The sequence below is a fragment of the Mucilaginibacter sp. CAU 1740 genome, from assembly GCF_039839285.1.
Classification (GTDB): Bacteria; Bacteroidota; Bacteroidia; order Sphingobacteriales; family Sphingobacteriaceae; genus Mucilaginibacter.
Genome location: NZ_JBDOQS010000005.1, coordinates 365096 through 383669 on the forward strand (window position 1 = coordinate 365096; position 18574 = coordinate 383669).

The window sequence follows — 18574 nt, forward strand, 5'->3', positions numbered from 1 at the left end:
TGAAAACAACAACCCTACAGCAGGAACATAAGCGAAAAGCCTTACTCGTCTTGCCCTTAGTCGTATTTGCTTTTACCACTCTGCTATTTCGCACCCTGGGCGGTGGCCAGGCACAGGCAGAAACCCAAGCAAGTAGTCGTGCCCGCGGCTTCAACACCCATCTGCCGGATGCGAAACTTAAAGACGAACACGGTATGGATAAAATGAGCTTTTACGACCGTGCCGCCGCAGACTCTGCCAAACTGAAGCAGGCGCAGCAAACCGACCCTTACGCTAAACGGCTGGCTGATTCTGCATCAGGACAGGCCCTTAACCCCAATGGTGTTTTTTCCCCTCACCAGCCCGATATTTTTGGCGGGGCTGGCATCGGTGAAGACCATGGGGCCGCATCTAAAGAAATTTTACTGAATAAACGCCTGGCTGAATTACAGGCGACCATCAATAAACCTGCGGAAACTCCAAGGACAAACAGCGCCGCTTATATGCCATCAAAGAACAATTTTGAGAACCCCGCAAATTTCCCCGCAACTACAGAGGATCCCGAACTCAAACAAATGAATGGCTTGCTGGAAAAGTTGCTGGACATCCAGCAACCGGAGCGTGTCCGCGAAAAAAACAACGCTACTGCTTCAAGACAGGCGGTTGAACAATTTAGAGCGATACCTGCCGTAATAGACGGCAATCAGAAAATCGTGCAGGGTACGGTGATCAGGATGCGCTTACTGGATAGCGTACGCCTGAACGGCCAGTTATTTACCAAAGGGCAATTGATCTATGGAAGTGGCGATATCTACAACCAGCGGGTGAAGATCAATATCAAACTCCTGCACATCGGGCTGAACATTATCCCGGTAGACTTAACGGTGTATGACCGGACGGATGGCATGGAAGGGATCAGTGTGCCGGAAGCGGTGACCGGCGATGCCTTAAAAGAGGGTATGGTTAACGGTGTGCAGACAGTGGATATGATGACGATGGACCCGTCCATGACGGCACAACTGGCGACTGCGGGCATTAACACCGCCAAAGGCCTATTCTCTAAAAAAGTAAAGCGGGTTAAAGGCAGGTTGAAAAAAGGGCATGAACTGCTGTTGCGTGATAACAGCCTGAGCAAAGCGGGACACTAAATACCAGTCTATGGAATTAAACAATCGCGGGCAAGTTGCTGAATTTCTGCTAAAAGCTGCAGAGCAAAAATGGAATTGGGTGGCTTTTGACCGGAGTAAGGACGACCCCGCCTTTTATGGGTACGCATCCGTTGGTGAAGCTGAAGGATTTTGTACAGCGGCTAATAATGTGTTCGACTATCTCGAGCAAGAATTTGTCGTTGCCGACCATGTATTGGTTCCGGTGGCTAATCTCGCCGCAAGCTTTGATCAACAGCATTTACCGCTTCGTGATGACTTACCAGAGATCGGGCAGCAATTAAAAGATTTGAACCTTAGCCTCCAGCCCGGCTGGCAAATGAACGACTTGCAGGCATATTTACAACGAGAAATGTTTTTCCCGGTGCAATGGCAGCAAGTGATCGAGCCGGAGAAAGAGGTTAAGCGCTTCCTGGTGATCGAGCACACCCATCCGGGTCATCAGATATATGAGATAGGACACGAGGTAGGAATACTAAAATATTTTGAGCGCCAGGAAGATGGGCAAAACTTCCTTTTCGACATGGGCCAAAAACTATCGGCCAATAAAAGGCCTGCAGACCTCATCCTTGCCGGTGAGTACCGTGGGCGCATTTTGAAATTGGATTTGGAAGGCTGGCCGGAAGAACATTGCGGCATTACCCTACTCACACTTCATTGCGATAGAGATGGAAGTATTCGGACATCAACTGCCAACAAACTGGATCGTCCCGTAACTATTGGACAAACACTCTACGCAAGGTTTGACGCTGACCGCGGAGCGGTCAGATTACATGACGGCCTGTTGAAACAGACGGACCCAAAACTACTGGCGGCTTCAACCCATTCCAGCCATTTTACGAAAGAAGTATTAACCTTAAAAAAAGTAAATATTATGAATCAGGAAAGTTTTAATTATAACGCCGATACACTCAAGAACCTGGGTTTTGGCGAAGGGCTTAAAGAAGAATTGCAAACCAAAATGGATCAGAACTTGTCGGAGTTCACGCTGAACCATAGCAGGCAATTCGGGAAAGATGTGGTGGATTCGGTACTCCATTTTTCAAAGGGCGATGACCTTGCCAAAGACATTACTTTTTTCAACCGTTTTGAATCAACGCTTAAAAAAGATGGGATGCAAGATCTCACACAAACCTTCTTTGTGGGGTCGAAGCATAATTATACGCTTCAGGAACGCTACAATATGATGGATGGCAGAGCTGTTTACCGGGAACAACCGAAAATGGAACCCCAAGAAGAAAATGGCATGACGAGGATGAGGCCAACCGGCGAGACTTACTTCGCCTGGCGGAGCCTGAATTTTAAGGAGGCGGATAAATATGGCAACTTCCACCCGAAAGTTATTTTTTGGGACCATGAAAAGGAGTTGCAAAAATACCCGATCAAAAACGTCCAGGAAAAATATGACCGCAACATCATTATGCGGCCTTTGCAAAAAGGGAACCGGGTAGAAATTACGCTGGTACGTAACGGTAATGAAACGCAGGCCTACGTCGTTGCCAACCCGCGCATGATGCGTTTGGATTTTTACGATGCCAACGGGCAAAACCTAAACGTCCGTAAAGTAGAAAAACAAAAAGTGAGCCAAACACAGGCTGTGGAGATGACACCGCAGGAAGTACAAAAGGCGGCTGTAGCCCGTGCTGCTGAACAGGCGCAAACAAATACGCCATCTCAAAACCAGACGCCAACCGCTAAGGATGTAGTTAAGTCGCAAAGTAATGAGGAACAGAAACGGAACCAGGGACAGCGCCGCAGGCAGGGGGTGCATATTTAGGCATGGAAGCTTGCAAACCCTTATCGGTATTTTTCGGGTCGGTCAAAAACGACCCGAGGATATGCAGTACCCATATTGGTTTATTTGCGACGCTGGTAGAGTTTTGGCAGTCTGCGGGTTTTCCAGGCATAGTGCGGGCCTATGCGCATGAGATTATGCCATTGGCCAAAATTTCAGCCAGCACGACCTATCATCGATGTATCCGGGACCTTCATGATTTCGGGTACATTATTTACCAACCGTCCTATAAGCGCAATGAGCGCAGCCGGATAATCTTGAAATGTGGGGATAGGAATGATGGGTAGTGTTCAGGTTATTTGTATAAAAAGCGAGTCGTTCTTCAGACTTTTAGAGTAGGGGCGGCAACCTGCCTTTCCTCACCGTGATGACCACAACCGGCGATCATGACCAGGATGATGTTGGAGCTTCGGTTCAGCTTGATAAATGGTCGCATCTGGTTGTAAGTTTTACTAATGGTACGGCGAAGTATTACATCAACGGCGCAATGGTAAAAAACAGCTGACGTTACCGGCGACCCAACCGCTTTGGTCAACCCGCCACCGGTATCTATCGGGAACGAAATGGCTAAAACAGCTTATAACTTTACGGATCCCAACAGTCCGAATGCATATTTATTGGCGCTATAGATGATCTGCACCTCAATAATAAGTTTTTAAGCGACAACGAGGTTAAGTTCCTTGACACGATGGAACGGCCATAAAGTTATTTTACCCTTGTACAAATCAACGCTCATTTTTAAGTGGCGGAGAAAAAGGTTGCCTGTTCCCAGGCAGCCTTTTATGATTTAAAAGGAAATCTATGGTCATCAATTGCAGAATGGCATATGCTCATTGCCGCCTGCCTTTCCTGTCAAGATCTGAATGCGGTGTCAGTGAAAAAAGATCGGTTGACTGAACTTAGCTCGCCGGCAGGATCGCCTGCCATATAATGACTGAAAATACCAGCCCTTGGTAAGTAAGCATTCGGTGTAATCATACCTACCGCAACCGTAACATACAAGTCTACAGGACTCACGGGCAAAGCTCTCTTCCGTAACAGCTTCATCAGCTCACATGGGCGGCTCAGCATTCCGTTCTTCTTCCCCCACCCGGACTGCAAGGATACGCCGGCCATGAAAACACCAGCCCTGCTGATCAGATCATTATTTCAGCCGTCGAACACAGCCCTGTCACCTTAGAGGTTTTTGTGTTCTGCGCGCCTGGAATAAACTCCCAGGGATTGACCTTTTCGTTTTTCATGACAATCCCGGCATTGCATAAGCGGATTCATATAATTTAGCTTAATTTTACAGAGCATCAGCACCTTATGCTTTTATCTACCTGAAGTTATATGAGAATATCCCGCGCTATCATGATATTTTTTTTACTGGCATTCCCGGTAGCCGGGATGTGCCAAACCGGGCTGGATACAGCCGCCATACTACCCGGTAACGCAACACCCACAGATACTGCGAAACGTTCCATACCTGCAGCTGCTCCTGTCAAACCGGCTGCACCTCAGAATTTCAAGACGGCCTCCGTTCCAAAGTCTGCCCGCGGTAAGCAGACCGATGCAAGGAAAGACCGGCAGGAAAGTTCCGCGGCTAATGATACGCCCCCCCGTGACCGATCCGATTCCGCAGTATTTCAGGCATATCAAGGTTCGCAGATCGCCTATTACATTGCCATCGAAAAAAGAAACCTGAATAGCAAGGCCACAAACGACTCCGTAAGTTCCTATTATATGTGGGCGCTTCAAAACCGCCGGCAAGTCATCAGTCGCCAGCAATTTACAGGGAATATTATTTTTATAATGGTGGTCGTTCTGGTATTGAGCGGCTTATTATTTTCTGCCATACAATTCTATATCGCCGTAAAAAGCGTAAAAAAGCGGTCACCACCGGCCAATGCGGGCACTTCCTTCAAGGCCTCTTTATCTGGTATTGAAGTATCATCTTCTGTGCTGGGCGTAATCGTCCTGACAATCTCAATAGTCTTCTTTTATCTGTACCTGTCAAAAGTTTACCCACTCGTATCCCTGGATCAATTACCGGTTAGCTTGCCCGAAGTTAAATAAATTTTTGAGGCGGCTCTGCGGCGGTCATTGCAGCCATGTGGTCTTTTGAATAAGAAACGGGGCCACCAATCAACGATGATTACAATGCAGCCCCTGATGCGAAAAACGAAGTGAACAGGAACATTGCAGCTATTGAAGCAACGGCAGACCCGGGCATTATTTTATCTGGAGGGCAATGCCCGCTTTCCAGCAACCGGAGGCTACCTGATACCCGGTTCAACGATCAGGTATACAAAGGTCAAAAAAGGACCTCACAACAAACAAAAATTGAACACCACAACAAAACAAATATTCCTTTGAACCCTGACTTTTGCCTTATAAGTCAAACACAAGATGAAAAAGCAAGAAGAGACCGTCCTGGTAACGGGCGGAAGCGGCTTTCTGGCAGGTTATTGCATCCTGCAACTGCTTGAAGCCGGGTATCTCGTCAGAACAACGATCCGCTCTTTGGACAGGCAAAAAGATGTTCTGATGCGATTAGGGGCCGTCAACACCTGTCACATGGAAAGACTGAGTTTTACAGAAGCGGACCTGCTAACAGATGATCACTGGAACGAAGCCGCGGCAGGCTGTTCCTATGTGCTCCATGTGGCCTCCCCTTTTCCGGACAGCGAACCGAAAGACGAAAATGACCTGATCGTTCCGGCACGCGAAGGGACTTTACGGGTACTGAATGCTGCTCACCGGGCAGGGGTAAAAAGAGTCGTTCTTACCTCTTCCTTCGCCGCTATCGGCTACAGCACCGATCCCGAAAGCCACCTCTTCACAGAATCGGACTGGACCGACAACAAAGTCAAGCTTCCCGCTTATATTAGGTCGAAGACAGTAGCGGAGCAAGCCGCTTGGGATTTTATCCGAAGAACCGGAGGGGATACAGAACTGGCGGTGATCAACCCGGTGGGGATTTTCGGACCCGTGCTGGCTGAAAATTTCCCGGGTTCTGTCAGGATCATCGAACGCATGATGTCCGGAGCTATGCCTGCCCTGCCGGACCTCTATACAAACCTCGTGGATGTCCGGGATGTTGCGGATCTGCATATCCGTGCCATGCTGGCTCCTGAAGCGAATGGTGAACGTTTTATAGCATTAAGTGGCGGTAACATGAGTTTTAAGGAAATCGCGCAAACCATTAAAAGCCACATTCCCGAGATCGCCGAACGGATACCTGTTAAAGTCTCCCCCAGCTGGATCCTCCGAATTCTATCCCTTTTCAAACCGGAACTCAGGCCACTGTTGCCAAATTTAGGTATTATCAGGAATGCGTCTAACGAAAAAGCCAGGATCATGCTGGACTGGAGCCCTCGCCCGAATCAGGAGCTGATCGTGGATACCGCGAAAAGCTTGCTTGAAAAAAACATCATTAAAATCTGAGGTGATGATAACGGACAAATTTATATTTACCCTAAATTGCCTGATGATCATGAGTATCGCCGCCATCCTTGAAAGCTGTAATCCGGTCTTTAACGCGATCAGGCGCCAGGATACGGCAGCACGCAAAACAGATCACAAAAATCCGGTCAGCGCTATGATCAGCGAGGACCTCCTGTATGGTCAGCAATGGCTCAGCCAGCCAGGAATAGATACCCTAAGATTAAGGGCCAACGACGGCGCAAGCCTGCAGGGCTATTATCGCCCGGCTTTGCTCAAATCGGATAAGCTCGCCATACTTATTCACGGTTACCGTGCCGACGCACGGATGATGGCTAAATACGCTGATCTGTACAGGGCATGGGGCTACAATGTCTTTATGGCTGATAACCGTGGACATGGTCATAGTGGCGGAGCCTACGTTGGAATGGGCTGGCTGGACCGGCTCGATTACCAGCAGTGGTTACAGCTTTTGCTTACCCGCTATGGCAATGCGCAGCAGGTCGTTATCCACGGGATCTCCATGGGCGCTTCCGCCGCCCTGATGATGAGCGGGGAAAACACTTTGCCCCCGCAGGTTAAAGCGATCGTAGCAGATTGTGGGTTTACCAATGCTTACGCTCAGTTCCGCTACCTGATGGGACATCAATATCACATACCTGCTTTTCCTTTACTTAACCTGGCGGACAAAACAGCCCGAAAAAAAGCGGGTTACAGCCTGAAGGAAGCCGACGCTCTCGGACAGGTCCGAAAAACGCAGGTCCCCATCCTGTTTATTCATGGAGCTGCGGATGACAATAACCCGGTGTCCATGGTATATGAACTGTACGGGGCCTCGGCAGGGCCTAAAAAATTATTGATCATACCTCAGGCGCGCCATGCGATGTCCTTTCACGATGCGCCTGATTTGTACCGGAACACCGTAAAAGATTTCCTGTCCGCCTATATCCATTAAATTTACAGATCTTTAAGTCATGGAAGCGCACTCAGCAAAGACCGGCATACTGATTTCCTGCTATTATAAAAAAAGCGTTAAAGGCGAAAATATCATCCGGCAGCATGCTTTCGCCTGTCAGCTTTCCGGCAGCCTGCTTGTCCGTGACGGCAAAGACACTGCCCTGTTTAATCCCGGCGACTTCCGCTTTAACGTACGCAACAAACTGGCCAGGTTCATCAAACAGCCCGCGGGAGAACAACCATTCCGTTCCATATCCCTCCAGTTTGACGAAGATGTACTCAGGGAATTCGCCAAAGAGCAAGAGCTTCGCGCAGATGCAAAAATGCAACCCGCTCCCTCCATCCGGTTAAAAAAGCACCCCTTATTACAGAACTTCATGGATTCATTGCAGCACTCCATGGCCTATTTTGAATCAGGTAACCGGGAATTGGTGAAGCTAAAACTTAAAGAAGCGCTGCTCGTGCTTTTACAGGTACATCCCGAACTCAAAAACATTTTGTTTGATTTCGACCCTCCGGGAAAAATTAACCTGAAAGCTTTTATGGAACAAAATTTCCGGTACAACCTGAGCGTGGAAAGGCTTGCCTATCTTACCGGGCGCAGTATATCCGGGTTCAAACGTGATTTTTTCAAAGAATACGGCTCCACACCCGCAAAATGGCTGCAGGAAAAAAGGTTAACAGAGGCCCATTACCTGTTAACTGATAAGCGAATGCGGGTAACGGAGGTTTACGCAGACCTGGGTTTTGAAGACCTGTCCCACTTCTCTTTTGTATTCAAAAAGCGGTTTGGCTTAAGCCCTGCAGCGCTAAAAAAACATCGCAATACCAAATAAACTGATCAGAACGATACGTGTCCTCTTCCAAACCAAAAGCACCCTTTAGCTTGAAAACTGAGCGCTCAAGCAACTTTGCAGTTGGTGTAAAGTTACACTAATAGCCGCTTCAGGAAATTAAAGGAATAAAATCCGAGGAAAAATTTCGGTTACAAAGACCAGGGATCATTTCTTTTAAAAATGATCCCTGGTCTTTAAATTTGAAATACTGGTTAAACCGGATGATGAGCGGATAGTAAAACCTCAGATCATCGTTGTTAGTTTATCTCCCACGCCCGCTAAGGACACCGCAAGTTGCCCTTACGGAAAAATCGTCCGTTGCTCATTTCAGCAAGTAAGACGGCCCCGGCTCATGAAGACACTATTATTCCCGCTTACCCCTGAAACGTTACCATTGTTCATCCTGCATGAGGAGGAAATAGGAGTTAAATTAGGCTGAAGGCAGCGAACTCAAGTTTTTTTAATACCCCCAATTCACCTTTGATCTCTAATATCCCACCTGCGATCCGGGCTGTTTAAAAGTTTCATCAGTCCTATTCACCTACTTTTTGTTGATCAGGTACTTCATTGGGGCCGGGAATGTTTACCTGCTCCTTTTTGCTGTTATCACCGTCTTCATCGGCAGTACCTTCCTGGTACGGACTGTCAGGATTATTCTTTCCATCTTCCGTTTTGCCTGCCGCATCACTTTCGCCCGGGTTTTCCTCTTCCCCACCGTGCATAGCTTTACCGTAGTCAGCTTCTCCTTCCTGAGCAGGCGCTTTGAAATTGTTATTTTCCGGGTGCTCTTCAGCTGGTTGCGTCCGATTGAAATAGGCATTGTTATTTCCCGCCATTTGTGAAGGGTTAGCTTCATCATTCCCCGCCTGGGTTATATTGTTACGCCCGAAATTATGGCCACCCATCCCCTTGCCTTCCATACCCTCTTCATCGGGGCTTTTCATAGATGAATTTCCGAAAATAGAAGTTCTTTTCAAGTCTTTTTCTTCTTCATTACCTTCAGCATTGATCTTGTAGCCTTTAGACTGATCATCGTTTTGTTGGTCAGTTATCTGATCAATTGCAGAGATTTTTTGTTTAAGTTCCATAATCTTGATAATTGGTGTTAAATAAAGATCGATTTCGTTAGACTCCGGCCGTTCTAAATAAAGTGCCCCTGATTCACCAGCTGTTCGTAAGGTTGCGTTCAGCTTTTAGCCGTTCTATCGAAATAACCTTTAATTAAAATATTCAAAACCTAAGAAATGTTTTAATGTTAAGTTATTACTATGAAAAACAACCAACTACACTATTCAGAACAAGATCTTGTTGAGTTTAGGACATTGATCCTTTACAAGTAAAACATAGCCCGTGAAGAGCTTGAAAGCATCAGGGCTTCGCTCAACTTTAAGAACCCAAATGGCACAGATGATACAGCCGGGGCCAATAATATGCTGGAAGATGGTCCGGCGGCCTTAGACAGGGAGTACCTGCACGGGTTGGCCGCCAAGCAACAGAAGCTTTTAGATCAGTTGGATGCTGCCCTCGTTAGGATCAAAAACGGGACTTATGGCATTTGCAGGGTTACCGGTAACCTAATCCAGAAAGAACGGTTGCTGGCAGTTCCTCATACAACCCTAAGTATCCAGGCAAAGCAAAACCTACAGGCAGCATAGTTTAATTATTGGGGATCCTTAAGTCGCAAGTACGGAAACATTGCATCAAATGAACATGGAAAACTTGAACTTAAACGACGGTTATGAAAAAGAGCATCAAAAAACACGAAAGTAAACAGAAAAGGATATCGGACGAAATCCTTGACGCGTTAAAGGTTGTCCATGTAATAACTTTTTCGTTAAAGGGTAAGGAAGGAACAGCGGCAGGTCGCAATTTTATCTTCTGATATTTATCATTTTGAAAAAACAACGGTTAGTATTTAACTTTGAATACCTGATTAAACCAAATGATGAGCGGAAATAATATCCCCTATCATGATCGTTGACTTATACCCTACACCACCCAAAGTAAGCCCACGTTGTCCATGTGGGAAAAATACCCGTTCATCACTTAAGCGCGTGCGCCGAACTCTGCTCATGAAAACCTTACTATTCTGGCTTCCCCTGAAGCGTTATCGTTGCATGTCTTGTAAGAAGACGAAATGGGAATTAAATTAGCAATAGGATTACTGTGTTCTTTTACGTTTCGTTTCACTGTTTGAAATCAGGAGATTCACTAATGATTCACTTTAAAAAGGCATAACTTAAACTGTGACGCCACGGATCTGCCAGATACTCCCATAAGTCAAGTCCGGTGGCCATAACGGTAAATGGTTTGAAACTCCCCGTTAGCTCAGTCAGCAAATCTTTGGATGCCGCCGGGGTCACTTTATTTTGTATGCTGATGTGGGGTTTGAATGGTTGCCGATCCTGTGGGATTAACACCTTGTGAAATATTGGCTTAATTTCCGATGAAACTCCTGCAATTCTCCCGAATCAATTTCGTAAGCCACACCTGCGCCGAGGTGACGCAAGCCGGTAACCTTCATTGCAAAGGTACGATATTGCAAACTCCTGAAATATTCCCTGGTCTCTACTTCACTGGGTAATTGGTGGAATAAAGTCAAATGTGCTTTAAGAAAATTCCGCCCCGGTGGAAAATGCCTTTTCCGCATTTCATTAAAGAGTGCCTGGCTTTTCTCATCCAGCCTAAGGGTCAATATCATTGGGTTTTGTTCCGTCTGCATTTCTCCGAACAGTATTTAACTTCTTCCCAAACTTTTTCCCACTTTTTGCGCCAAACAAAAGGTTTCCCGCATGTAGTACATATCTTTTGTGGTAAATTTTCCTTTTTAACCCCTCGCATGCTTCCAATCCTTTTTCATGGCAGCATAAACTTCTTTCGCCTCCGCTGCTTTCCATCTGGCATAAAATACTTTAGCCGCATCTGCTTTTTCCGGATTACCTGTGCCCCGTTCCAACAAGGTGTGATCATGCGCCGCATCATACTTCCTTCCTCCTCTGTAATTCGCGTAGCGACGTGCGCGCGTGTACCCCATCTGCAAGTATTTTCGCGCCATGTCTGCACCCACAAAATCGCCGGCCGCTAAATATTCATTGAATAAACTATAGATTTTCTGGCTGCTTTCCTCCGCTATAGATTTTGTTTTAAAGCGCCAATATTTCCCGATCTCACTTTTGTAAGGTTCACAGATCAGGACTCCCTGTTCACCTTTACCCACCCTATATCGTTCAGGATATTTCTTATAGTCAATATCGGATTTCCAGGCGTATTTGGGCGCATCGAAATTCAGGTAGCTGGGTTGTTGCATTAATTAACCAACAAAAGAACAGGTCTAATGTTGCACATCCTTTTAAAAGGGTAAAACCTTGGGACATCGCTTGCATAAAACTCAAAGCCAATATGATTAGATTACGGGTACAAGGAAATTAAAGTTGAAAGTGATGACCTGGAGTTATTTGTCAAGTTTTCTAAATGCTTTTATTGTTATTAATATATCCATCTAAACACAAATTGTTATGTTTGAATAATATAACGTTTATTTAATGAAAAATCCCGGGAAAAACATTCGCCTGCTACGACACCAAAAAGGCTGGAGTCAGGAAGAAGCTGCGAGGCAGTTAGCTATATCTATTCCCGCATTCTCCAAAATCGAAACTGGTGTTACGGATATCAATTTATCCAGGCTGGAACAAATCGCAAAGCTATTTGACCTGCCGGTTACCGAATTATTGAGCATAGGCACAGCACGATCTGATACTGATTCAGAAATACTCGGGAAACTAAATGCCAAAGTTCGGAACCGTGAACTGGAATTGGCGGACCTTCAGAAAAAAGTGATCGAATTATATGAGGAGTTACGCCAGGTAAAAGTCAGCATCTGATCATAGCTATAAACACTGGACTTGCAAAGTGATAAAACAAGGCATTTATTTACCGTCAATCTGAACTAATAATCCATTGCACATACATCGGATTTGACCGGCCGCGTGAAAACTACGGCCTGGAATTAATGTTGTCACATGTAGCATTTAGATATATCAGATTTTGGCTATTTATGATCTTTATGGACAGTAATGAGCATGTTTTGCGGCAGGCAGGGCTTCATGCGTAGTTCCTTAACTCGCTCCTGGCCGCTTAGACTGCCATTAATCCAGTCTTTAACATCTGCTCGTTCCATGATCGCGGGCATCCGGTCGTGTATGCCGGCTATAGCCGAATTCGGAGGAACGGTGATCATGACAAATGTAGGGATCAGGATATTGGTTTTGATATCGATCCAGATATCCCAGAGCCCGGCTATATAAAATGGTTGCTTATCCACTCGTTCAACTTTATAGGTAATGTGTTGCGCAGGATTATATTCGAAATAGGCCTGGACACGAACAACGCAATGCTTTTTACCAACGAGTTCGCTCCAGAGCGGTACCAGGAAAAGCGACTCGATGCGCGCGTGTTTATTTTTACTGTGAATACGGTCGTCGTCCAATGAGAGCAGCCCCCAGCGGAATTGCTGCACTTTGCCTGGCATAGCGTCGGTAACCACCGGTAGCATCGAACCCGGGTTACCTGCGGTATTGCTTTTGGCTGTATAAGAGTTGCCGTCGCGTGTGATGATCTTCAGATCTTTTTGTTCCCCTATTTCTACATGCCCACACATATTGCTAAAAATATTAGAAATGCAAAACTAATAAATTTAGTAAATAAGAAAAAAATTAATTTATAAATTAAATGTCATGTCACACTGACTTTCAGACTGACCTTATGTTATCTAAAGACTGTTACTAAACGGGACGGGCTGTTAATCGTGATCGAACCTGTAATGCCAGTCCGTTTCCTTTTTTTTCAGTTCAGCCGTTTTTTTCCCGTTATAACGTTCATCAATGAAAAACCTATGCCAATGGCTGACCTCTGAGATCATATGCCGAACGGTGATCGTAATCGTCAGGTCTGTTTTACCGGCACGGGCCAGGTGCTGGCTAATGACCAGGCAGCATTTGCGAACGAATTCATCAATATGTTGTTTCTTTTCCTCAGGCGGATAAAAAACTGTTTTGTAGTATTCATGATCAAAGCGCCGCAGGTCGATGGACAAACCGCGTTGCGGGTCGAACTCAAAAAGAAATTCCAGGTTAAAGCGGGTGATCTTATGAAGCAGCCGGGGATTATTCCATACCCATGCCATAAGTTCTTTCTTCAGTATTTCATACAACCTGCTGTTTGAATAGGGCGTCATAACGGGTTTATTGGGTCACGATGATATCCTTCCAGTCCGTGGTATACTGATGGCTTAGAAATTCCTGTTTCATGATCCATTTACGCTCAAAGCTATCCGCTCCAAGGCGAATGGTTCCGCGTCCATAACGGTTATTCAGGCCATCCATCAGTTCGGATAGCTTTTGCTCTTTGCTGTGCTCATAGTCGGAAAACATATGGTATTGTACTTCCCCGGCGGGAATAATGCCCGTCGCCCTTACACCTGTTTTCAGGTAATTGTAACCGGGCTGGTAAATAGCACGGATCGCCTGTACCGCTACACGCGTAAGCTGATGAGTGCTGTTTGCCGCAAAAGGTACTTTAACCGTGATGCTGGGGTAGTGCTGGTCATGTTTAACATTATGCTTGTTGGTCCGGAGATAGATAGTCAGCGTGAGTGCCATGCTTTGCTGCTGCCGGAGTTTCAGGGAAACTGTCGCGGCATGCATGGCCACGGCCTCCTCTAAAGGTTCCAATTCAGTCTGGTAACTATTGAAACTCTGGCTGCTTTCAATTCCCTTGGAACGTTCCGCGACATCTTTAATGATATTACAGGGCTTACCCCACAATTCCTGATGTAGCCTCCAGCCCTGCACGGTCATATGCTGACGCACGAAATCGGCTTTCAATTCACGGAAATCATGGGCAGTCTTTACGCCGAATTCCGTGAGCTTATGATAGTATTGATGGCCGACTCCCCAAACATCTTCAATCGGAAAATCACGAACTGTAGCATCTGCCTTTTCATCCGTGTCCAGCACAAGAAAGTTTCGCTTTTGTTTTTTGGCGGCTTTATTGGCCAGCTTGGCCAGCGCCATCGTTGGCCCGACACCAACCGTGATCGGTAAACCGGTATGTCGCATCACATGCTCGCTGATCGCGGCGGTATGTTTTTCAAGGTCCAGATCACTGATATTACCCAGTGCCATAAATGCCTCATCGATGCTATACACCATCAATGTATAGGTATAACGCGCCAGGTTATTCATCAACCGGGCGCTCATGTCGGCATACAGCGCGTAGTTGCTGCTGAAAATGGCGGCATTGTTTTCCTTCAGGTTTTGCCTGACCATGAATTCCGCGTCAGCCATTTTAATGCCGATGGCCTTGGCCTCGTTGCTGCGGGCGATCACGCAGCCGTCATTGTTCGACAGGACGACCACTACCCTGCCTTCGAGCGCCGGGTTAAATAACCGCTCGCAGCTCACATAGCAGTTATTGATATCAACATGTGCAAACACGTGCGTACCTCCCTGTTCTGTGTTGCGGCTGCAAGACCGGATTAAGCGTTAGTGTAACCACTCCCCAGCAAACCCAGGTTTCACTGTTTTCAATAGAGATCGAGTCTTTTGGTTCGTCGGCTTTCAGGATCAGTTTTGTTCCCTGCGGCTGGTATTCCCGTGTGTAAAAGCCGTCCTCATGGAAAAAAACGACGATGCTGCCAGGTACGGGCTGCAATGTACGGTCGATGACCAGCACATGATCTTTGAGGATGCAGTGGCCCCGCATCGAGTCGCTGCCCATGCGCATAAAAAATGTATTATCGGGATCCATGACAATGATCTCCGATATGTCCAGTTCCGGTTCCTCATGCGTCAGCATCGGAAGCCGGAACCCCAGTACATCTCTTTTCTCCCGATGTTGCTTCAATCTCAGCATTTGCGCTCCTCCCCTTTTTGAGACATCAAAATTATCATCTTGTTTTTGTATTTGCTAATATTTTTAGCATAAATTTGTAAACGAAAAAAGGATAGCTATGGGATACGAGGTAATTAACGAGGGAACGGAAACCCTGATTAAGGGAACGGAACTGGTAGTCCGTGTACATACAGGCCCTGCAAATGACGGCTTAGCCTACGGTTTAGGGCATCTTTATATGGTGAAAGGCGGTTTCGTCCCGGTCAGGACTTATGTATTCGAGGTGACAGATCTGGCGGAAGTTACCGTTGAAGCTGTAAAGAAAATCATGGATTTCTTTTTTTCGGTTTTGCTGGATACGGAGTGGTACGTTAAGGAAATTCCGCCTGGTTCACGGCTGTTTCAACAGGAAGCGAGGCGTTTATACGGTGAGGAGGTTATGGAGGAGCAATATGGAGCAATTGACATTATTCGCAGCGGCTGGTCAAAGTAAAGGCCTGCCTACTCATTTGCTGGATTACCGGCCGGGACTTTTCTGCATAGCGAAAAGCGACGAATATTTAAAAAAATTCATAGCAGAAGCACCGTGGAAACAAACGGCGCTTAAGATTAAAGATAAAGAAATCGCCACACCTCGGCTGACGGCCTGGTACGGCGACCTGGGAACTGATTATTCACACCCGGGCAGGATCTCCAACCCTTCCCCCTGGACGCCCGAATTGTTAGAGATCAAAGCGATAGTCGAACCTTTGTCCGGTGTAAAGTTCAACAGCGTGCTGCTGAACTATTACCGGGACGGCAATGACTCCGTAGCATGGCACAGTGATAAGGAAAGTATTTTGGGCAAACATCCCGTTATAGCCTCCGTTAGCTTTGGCGAGGTACGCAGTTTTGATATCCGCAACAAAGCCGACCATTTGAAAAAGTATTCCGTCCGCCTGGAACATGGCTCTTTTCTTTTAATGAAATCCGGTTTGCAGGAACATTGGGAACACCGGATAGCCAAATCGGTTCAACCGATGAAGGCAAGGGTCAACCTGACTTTCCGGGTAGTTATTTGATTTCGACCTGATGAATACAGATTATTTAAACAGGGTGACGCTTTTTTTGAAGCGGGAAATGCCGGATACCGGCGAACTCATCATAGTTAAAGACGATAAAGTGTTTTTCATGGTGCCGGAAGGGCAGGTTTTCCAGCCTTTTTACGAAGCCGTTTTCAAAAGTGTGACCCAACACACCAAAAAAAGAAAGCGGGAGGCCGATATCCATTGCTGCGTGTGGTCGCCTACGCAGGAAAGAGATTTTATAATCCCTAAGAAATGACAATTTCTTCTATATAGGGAGCAAGCTGCCTGGTCCCGCTGAACGCTTTCATATGTTTTATGATATCGGTCCCCGCATCGTAAAAAACTTCAACATAAAACTCACATACATTATACAGGTAGATATAATACCGACCGGCGTCCCGCTTCGCGAGCCGTGTTCCTTTCAGCACCATTTCCATTTGCTGAAAAAAGCATAAACCATTAAAATCTATTGCTTTCATTACCGCTAAGCACTTATTGATCAAACCATAGCGTCACAACAATTGCCATGCCCTTAAATTAACAGAAGCTCTTTTAGATATCGAATCGCTGCTGATGTAGGCAAATGTGGGCGGCCTGACCAATTATGATGTCATTAAATTCCGAATATTAAAGCCATACCCCCAAGCTGATAACTGTGGCACATTATTGGTATGTTTTTGATTCCACCAATCATCATCACTATGTTATTACAAGCCACATTCCAGCACCAAAAGCATGAGTTCGAGGTAACCACGCTTGTCGATCATAATGAGTTATATTTTCTGATCCGGGAAGGCTCCGAAATTATTCTTGCTCGGCGGGAGAACAGCCATACCTGGTCTTACACAGGATCCTCTAACATCACCGACCCTATTGTCCGGGCTGTTTTAGAAAAGATCGAACATACCAGTGCCTATATGCTTTTAGACCAGGTAACCGATATTGAACAGCTGAAAACAGCCGCTTAAGAACATAATCCTTTATGGAAAACTATCAGATCACCATCCGTAAGGATAAAGAAATCCGGCATTTCGAAGTCGGCGAATACCTTCACCATGACGGGGAGAACTGCAAGTTCAAGGTTTTTGAAGCCGGTAAATTTGTCGCCAGCTTCGAGGCGGACGACCACCAGTTCCTGCATATCTGCCAGAACCCGAACGGCCTGGATGAGGCGATGCTCCACCTGCTGGCTGACCAGATCGAATTGCACCATCCATACGGTATTAATGATAACATCAAAAAACTAAAGTCATGAGATCAATCTGGACAGGCTCGATAGGTTTCGGGCTCGTGAGCATTCCTATTAAATTGTTTTCGGCGGTACAAACCTCTTCACTTGACCTGGACATGTTGGACAGCCGCGATCATGCCAACATCAAGTTCATGCGGGTGAACGAGCATACTAAAAAAGAAGTCCCTTACGATAAGATCGTGAAAGGCTATAAATATGACGATGATTATGTGATCGTTGAAGACGCCGACTTCCAGGCGGCCGCGCCCGAAAAAAGCAAGGTGATCGAGATCGAAAGTTTTGTCGATATTGATTCCGTTAACCCCATGTATTACGAGTCGTCCTATTACACGGAGCCGGCCACCAAAAAGAACAAGGCCTACGCGCTGCTGTTGGAAGCGCTGAAAAAATCCAAAAAGGCTGGATTAGCGCGCTTTGTACTGCGGAGTACCGAAAGCCTGTGCATTGTGCACCCGGTAGAAAAAGATATCGTGGTCACACGTATCCGCTTCCAGCAGCAGATCCGCGACCAAAGCGAATTAAACCTGGACGATAAGATCGAAGTAACGAAGAAAGAGCTGGACATGGGGCTGGCGCTGATCAACCAATACGCTGAAAAGCTGGACCTTTCCAAATATAAAGATGAGTACCATACCGAGTTATTAAAGATCATCGAAGCCAAGGCGAAAGGCAAGCGTCCTACGATCAAGAAACTGAAACCGAAAGCTTCGAAGAATGACGATCTTTACGAACAACTGATGAACAGTCTGCAAAATAAAAAACAAGCATAACCATATATGATTAACCCAGTACAATCGCATATCCCGCTGCCAGACGGGACTGACCGTTACGTGATTATTGAGCCTGCACTGCATAAAGACGCTGCAGGAAAACTCCATCCTACCGGGCTTTTTAAAATTTACAAAGACGCGTTCGGGGACGAAACGCATTTATTTACTGAGCCTGCGGAAAGCGAAGGGCAGCCCGATGACCTTCCGGATGACCGGAACCCGGATTATCTCGGGAAGATCAATCTTTCGGCGACTAAATGGAAGTATGAAGGCAGCCTCCTGTCCTATCACGAACAGATAGCTTTAGTAGAATTTATTTCGAATTACCGGTCGCCGGAAGAACAACAAAAGCAACAGGCTTTACAGGATGATTTCCCTGAAAATGCCAATCCACCCGAAGACCTGCCCTTAAACCCAGGAAGCTTAAGCTGAACC

Annotated in this window: 25 protein-coding genes; 16 read left to right on the forward strand and 9 right to left on the reverse strand. The window is 46.3% G+C overall.

The window, feature by feature from the left end:
* Positions 1–50 precede the first annotated feature (50 nt).
* The 7 genes from AAFN85_RS13900 (at position 51) to AAFN85_RS13930 (ending at position 8159) form a co-directional block, all read left to right on the forward strand.
* Positions 51–1127 carry a conjugative transposon protein TraM gene (locus tag AAFN85_RS13900; protein WP_347528006.1) on the forward strand — a complete coding sequence of 359 codons (1077 nt, stop codon included), beginning with the start codon at positions 51–53 and terminating at the stop codon, positions 1125–1127.
* 10 nt (positions 1128–1137) lie between these two features.
* The gene (locus AAFN85_RS13905; protein ID WP_347528007.1) at positions 1138–2922 is read left to right on the forward strand and encodes a hypothetical protein; all 1785 of its coding nucleotides are present in this window, start codon (positions 1138–1140) and stop codon (positions 2920–2922) included.
* 385 nt (positions 2923–3307) lie between these two features.
* Positions 3308–3445: a LamG-like jellyroll fold domain-containing protein gene (locus tag AAFN85_RS13910; protein ID WP_347528082.1), complete on the forward strand. Its 138-nt coding sequence runs from the start codon at positions 3308–3310 to the stop codon at positions 3443–3445.
* Positions 3446–4272: 827 nt separating this feature from the next.
* Positions 4273–4998: a hypothetical protein gene (locus AAFN85_RS13915; RefSeq protein WP_347528008.1), complete on the forward strand. Its 726-nt coding sequence runs from the start codon at positions 4273–4275 to the stop codon at positions 4996–4998.
* Between the two features lie 333 nt (positions 4999–5331).
* A complete protein-coding gene (locus tag AAFN85_RS13920) occupies positions 5332–6369 on the forward strand; it encodes an aldehyde reductase (protein WP_347528010.1) in 1038 nt (345 codons plus the stop codon).
* A 49-nt stretch (positions 6370–6418) separates the two neighbouring features.
* A complete protein-coding gene (locus tag AAFN85_RS13925) occupies positions 6419–7321 on the forward strand; it encodes an alpha/beta hydrolase (RefSeq protein WP_347528012.1) in 903 nt (300 codons plus the stop codon).
* Between the two features lie 19 nt (positions 7322–7340).
* On the forward strand, positions 7341–8159 hold the full coding sequence (locus AAFN85_RS13930) for an AraC family transcriptional regulator (RefSeq protein ID WP_347528013.1): 819 nt from the start codon (positions 7341–7343) through the stop codon (positions 8157–8159).
* A 533-nt stretch (positions 8160–8692) separates the two neighbouring features.
* Here AAFN85_RS13930 and AAFN85_RS13935 read toward each other — a convergent pair.
* The gene (locus tag AAFN85_RS13935; protein WP_347528014.1) at positions 8693–9247 is read right to left on the reverse strand and encodes a hypothetical protein; all 555 of its coding nucleotides are present in this window, start codon (positions 9245–9247) and stop codon (positions 8693–8695) included.
* 342 nt (positions 9248–9589) lie between these two features.
* Here AAFN85_RS13935 and AAFN85_RS13940 point away from each other — a divergent pair, with 342 nt between their 5' ends.
* On the forward strand, positions 9590–9814 hold the full coding sequence (locus tag AAFN85_RS13940; protein ID WP_347528016.1) for a TraR/DksA C4-type zinc finger protein: 225 nt from the start codon (positions 9590–9592) through the stop codon (positions 9812–9814).
* 758 nt (positions 9815–10572) lie between these two features.
* Here AAFN85_RS13940 and AAFN85_RS13945 read toward each other — a convergent pair.
* From AAFN85_RS13945 to AAFN85_RS13955, 3 genes are read right to left on the reverse strand one after another with little or no spacing between them, the layout of a single operon-like run.
* A complete protein-coding gene (locus AAFN85_RS13945; RefSeq protein WP_347528017.1) occupies positions 10573–10860 on the reverse strand; it encodes a hypothetical protein in 288 nt (95 codons plus the stop codon).
* Positions 10857–11000 carry a DUF2256 domain-containing protein gene (locus AAFN85_RS13950; protein ID WP_347528019.1) on the reverse strand — a complete coding sequence of 48 codons (144 nt, stop codon included), beginning with the start codon at positions 10998–11000 and terminating at the stop codon, positions 10857–10859. The genes AAFN85_RS13945 and AAFN85_RS13950 overlap by 4 nt, the downstream gene beginning before the upstream one ends.
* A complete protein-coding gene (locus AAFN85_RS13955) occupies positions 10987–11466 on the reverse strand; it encodes a DUF4385 domain-containing protein (RefSeq protein ID WP_347528020.1) in 480 nt (159 codons plus the stop codon). The genes AAFN85_RS13950 and AAFN85_RS13955 overlap by 14 nt, the downstream gene beginning before the upstream one ends.
* A 235-nt stretch (positions 11467–11701) precedes the next feature.
* Here AAFN85_RS13955 and AAFN85_RS13960 point away from each other — a divergent pair, with 235 nt between their 5' ends.
* The gene (locus AAFN85_RS13960; RefSeq protein WP_347528021.1) at positions 11702–12040 is read left to right on the forward strand and encodes a helix-turn-helix transcriptional regulator; all 339 of its coding nucleotides are present in this window, start codon (positions 11702–11704) and stop codon (positions 12038–12040) included.
* Between the two features lie 167 nt (positions 12041–12207).
* Here the strand turns inward: AAFN85_RS13960 and AAFN85_RS13965 are convergent, their stop codons facing one another.
* The 4 genes from AAFN85_RS13965 to AAFN85_RS13980 form a co-directional block, all read right to left on the reverse strand.
* Entirely contained in the window at positions 12208–12816 is a 609-nt protein-coding gene (locus AAFN85_RS13965) for an SOS response-associated peptidase family protein (protein ID WP_347528022.1), read from the reverse strand.
* A gap of 141 nt (positions 12817–12957) precedes the next feature.
* On the reverse strand, positions 12958–13392 hold the full coding sequence (locus AAFN85_RS13970; RefSeq protein ID WP_347528023.1) for a hypothetical protein: 435 nt from the start codon (positions 13390–13392) through the stop codon (positions 12958–12960).
* A gap of 7 nt (positions 13393–13399) precedes the next feature.
* The gene (locus AAFN85_RS13975) at positions 13400–14653 is read right to left on the reverse strand and encodes a Y-family DNA polymerase (RefSeq protein WP_347528024.1); all 1254 of its coding nucleotides are present in this window, start codon (positions 14651–14653) and stop codon (positions 13400–13402) included.
* Complete coding sequence (locus AAFN85_RS13980) at positions 14637–15071, reverse strand: S24 family peptidase (protein ID WP_347528026.1); 435 nt, start codon at positions 15069–15071, stop codon at positions 14637–14639. The genes AAFN85_RS13975 and AAFN85_RS13980 overlap by 17 nt, the downstream gene beginning before the upstream one ends.
* A 97-nt stretch (positions 15072–15168) precedes the next feature.
* Between AAFN85_RS13980 and AAFN85_RS13985 the strand changes: the two genes are divergently transcribed.
* The 3 genes from AAFN85_RS13985 to AAFN85_RS13995 are packed head-to-tail and all read left to right on the forward strand — an operon-like array spanning position 15169 to position 16373.
* Positions 15169–15543 (forward strand): hypothetical protein, encoded by a 375-nt coding sequence (locus tag AAFN85_RS13985; protein ID WP_347528027.1) that lies wholly within the window; start codon positions 15169–15171, stop codon positions 15541–15543.
* On the forward strand, positions 15503–16111 hold the full coding sequence (locus AAFN85_RS13990; protein WP_347528028.1) for an alpha-ketoglutarate-dependent dioxygenase AlkB: 609 nt from the start codon (positions 15503–15505) through the stop codon (positions 16109–16111). Before AAFN85_RS13985 ends, AAFN85_RS13990 begins: the two co-directional genes overlap by 41 nt.
* Positions 16112–16121: 10 nt before the next feature.
* Positions 16122–16373 (forward strand): hypothetical protein, encoded by a 252-nt coding sequence (locus AAFN85_RS13995; protein WP_347528029.1) that lies wholly within the window; start codon positions 16122–16124, stop codon positions 16371–16373.
* Here the strand turns inward: AAFN85_RS13995 and AAFN85_RS14000 are convergent.
* Complete coding sequence (locus tag AAFN85_RS14000) at positions 16363–16596, reverse strand: hypothetical protein (protein WP_347528030.1); 234 nt, start codon at positions 16594–16596, stop codon at positions 16363–16365. The two genes, AAFN85_RS13995 and AAFN85_RS14000, sit on opposite strands and share 11 nt — an antisense overlap.
* Before the next feature lie 222 nt (positions 16597–16818).
* Between AAFN85_RS14000 and AAFN85_RS14005 the strand changes: the two genes are divergently transcribed.
* From AAFN85_RS14005 to AAFN85_RS14020, 4 genes are read left to right on the forward strand one after another with little or no spacing between them, the layout of a single operon-like run.
* Positions 16819–17085, forward strand: a complete 267-nt coding sequence (locus AAFN85_RS14005) for a hypothetical protein (protein WP_347528032.1) — start codon at positions 16819–16821, stop codon at positions 17083–17085.
* 14 nt (positions 17086–17099) lie between these two features.
* Positions 17100–17372, forward strand: coding sequence for a hypothetical protein (locus tag AAFN85_RS14010; protein WP_347528034.1), 273 nt, complete (start codon positions 17100–17102; stop codon positions 17370–17372).
* Entirely contained in the window at positions 17369–18139 is a 771-nt protein-coding gene (locus AAFN85_RS14015; protein ID WP_347528035.1) for a Ku protein, read from the forward strand. Before AAFN85_RS14010 ends, AAFN85_RS14015 begins: the two co-directional genes overlap by 4 nt.
* A gap of 6 nt (positions 18140–18145) precedes the next feature.
* Positions 18146–18571 carry a hypothetical protein gene (locus AAFN85_RS14020; RefSeq protein WP_347528036.1) on the forward strand — a complete coding sequence of 142 codons (426 nt, stop codon included), beginning with the start codon at positions 18146–18148 and terminating at the stop codon, positions 18569–18571.
* Positions 18572–18574: the final 3 nt, after the last annotated feature.

Excerpts from the sequence above, each read along its gene's own strand:
- AAFN85_RS14015 (WP_347528035.1), top strand. The coding sequence starts at position 17,369 with ATGAGATCAATCTGGACAGGCTCGATAGGTTTCGGGCTCGTGAGCATT.
- AAFN85_RS13940 (WP_347528016.1), top strand. The coding sequence starts at position 9,590 with ATGCTGGAAGATGGTCCGGCGGCCTTAGACAGGGAGTACCTGCACGGG.
- AAFN85_RS13970 (WP_347528023.1), bottom strand. The coding sequence starts at position 13,392 with ATGACGCCCTATTCAAACAGCAGGTTGTATGAAATACTGAAGAAAGAA.
- AAFN85_RS13930 (WP_347528013.1), top strand. The coding sequence starts at position 7,341 with ATGGAAGCGCACTCAGCAAAGACCGGCATACTGATTTCCTGCTATTAT.
- AAFN85_RS13935 (WP_347528014.1), bottom strand. The coding sequence starts at position 9,247 with ATGGAACTTAAACAAAAAATCTCTGCAATTGATCAGATAACTGACCAA.
- AAFN85_RS13950 (WP_347528019.1), bottom strand. The coding sequence starts at position 11,000 with ATGCGAGGGGTTAAAAAGGAAAATTTACCACAAAAGATATGTACTACA.
- AAFN85_RS14020 (WP_347528036.1), top strand. The coding sequence starts at position 18,146 with ATGATTAACCCAGTACAATCGCATATCCCGCTGCCAGACGGGACTGAC.
- AAFN85_RS13905 (WP_347528007.1), top strand. The coding sequence starts at position 1,138 with ATGGAATTAAACAATCGCGGGCAAGTTGCTGAATTTCTGCTAAAAGCT.
- AAFN85_RS13925 (WP_347528012.1), top strand. The coding sequence starts at position 6,419 with ATGAGTATCGCCGCCATCCTTGAAAGCTGTAATCCGGTCTTTAACGCG.
- AAFN85_RS13960 (WP_347528021.1), top strand. The coding sequence starts at position 11,702 with ATGAAAAATCCCGGGAAAAACATTCGCCTGCTACGACACCAAAAAGGC.
- AAFN85_RS13915 (WP_347528008.1), top strand. The coding sequence starts at position 4,273 with ATGAGAATATCCCGCGCTATCATGATATTTTTTTTACTGGCATTCCCG.
- AAFN85_RS13910 (WP_347528082.1), top strand. The coding sequence starts at position 3,308 with ATGACCACAACCGGCGATCATGACCAGGATGATGTTGGAGCTTCGGTT.
- AAFN85_RS13985 (WP_347528027.1), top strand. The coding sequence starts at position 15,169 with ATGGGATACGAGGTAATTAACGAGGGAACGGAAACCCTGATTAAGGGA.
- AAFN85_RS14005 (WP_347528032.1), top strand. The coding sequence starts at position 16,819 with ATGTTATTACAAGCCACATTCCAGCACCAAAAGCATGAGTTCGAGGTA.
- AAFN85_RS13995 (WP_347528029.1), top strand. The coding sequence starts at position 16,122 with ATGAATACAGATTATTTAAACAGGGTGACGCTTTTTTTGAAGCGGGAA.
- AAFN85_RS13955 (WP_347528020.1), bottom strand. The coding sequence starts at position 11,466 with ATGCAACAACCCAGCTACCTGAATTTCGATGCGCCCAAATACGCCTGG.
- AAFN85_RS13990 (WP_347528028.1), top strand. The coding sequence starts at position 15,503 with ATGGAGCAATTGACATTATTCGCAGCGGCTGGTCAAAGTAAAGGCCTG.
- AAFN85_RS13945 (WP_347528017.1), bottom strand. The coding sequence starts at position 10,860 with ATGATATTGACCCTTAGGCTGGATGAGAAAAGCCAGGCACTCTTTAAT.
- AAFN85_RS13920 (WP_347528010.1), top strand. The coding sequence starts at position 5,332 with ATGAAAAAGCAAGAAGAGACCGTCCTGGTAACGGGCGGAAGCGGCTTT.
- AAFN85_RS14000 (WP_347528030.1), bottom strand. The coding sequence starts at position 16,596 with ATGAAAGCAATAGATTTTAATGGTTTATGCTTTTTTCAGCAAATGGAA.
- AAFN85_RS14010 (WP_347528034.1), top strand. The coding sequence starts at position 17,100 with ATGGAAAACTATCAGATCACCATCCGTAAGGATAAAGAAATCCGGCAT.
- AAFN85_RS13965 (WP_347528022.1), bottom strand. The coding sequence starts at position 12,816 with ATGTGTGGGCATGTAGAAATAGGGGAACAAAAAGATCTGAAGATCATC.
- AAFN85_RS13980 (WP_347528026.1), bottom strand. The coding sequence starts at position 15,071 with ATGCTGAGATTGAAGCAACATCGGGAGAAAAGAGATGTACTGGGGTTC.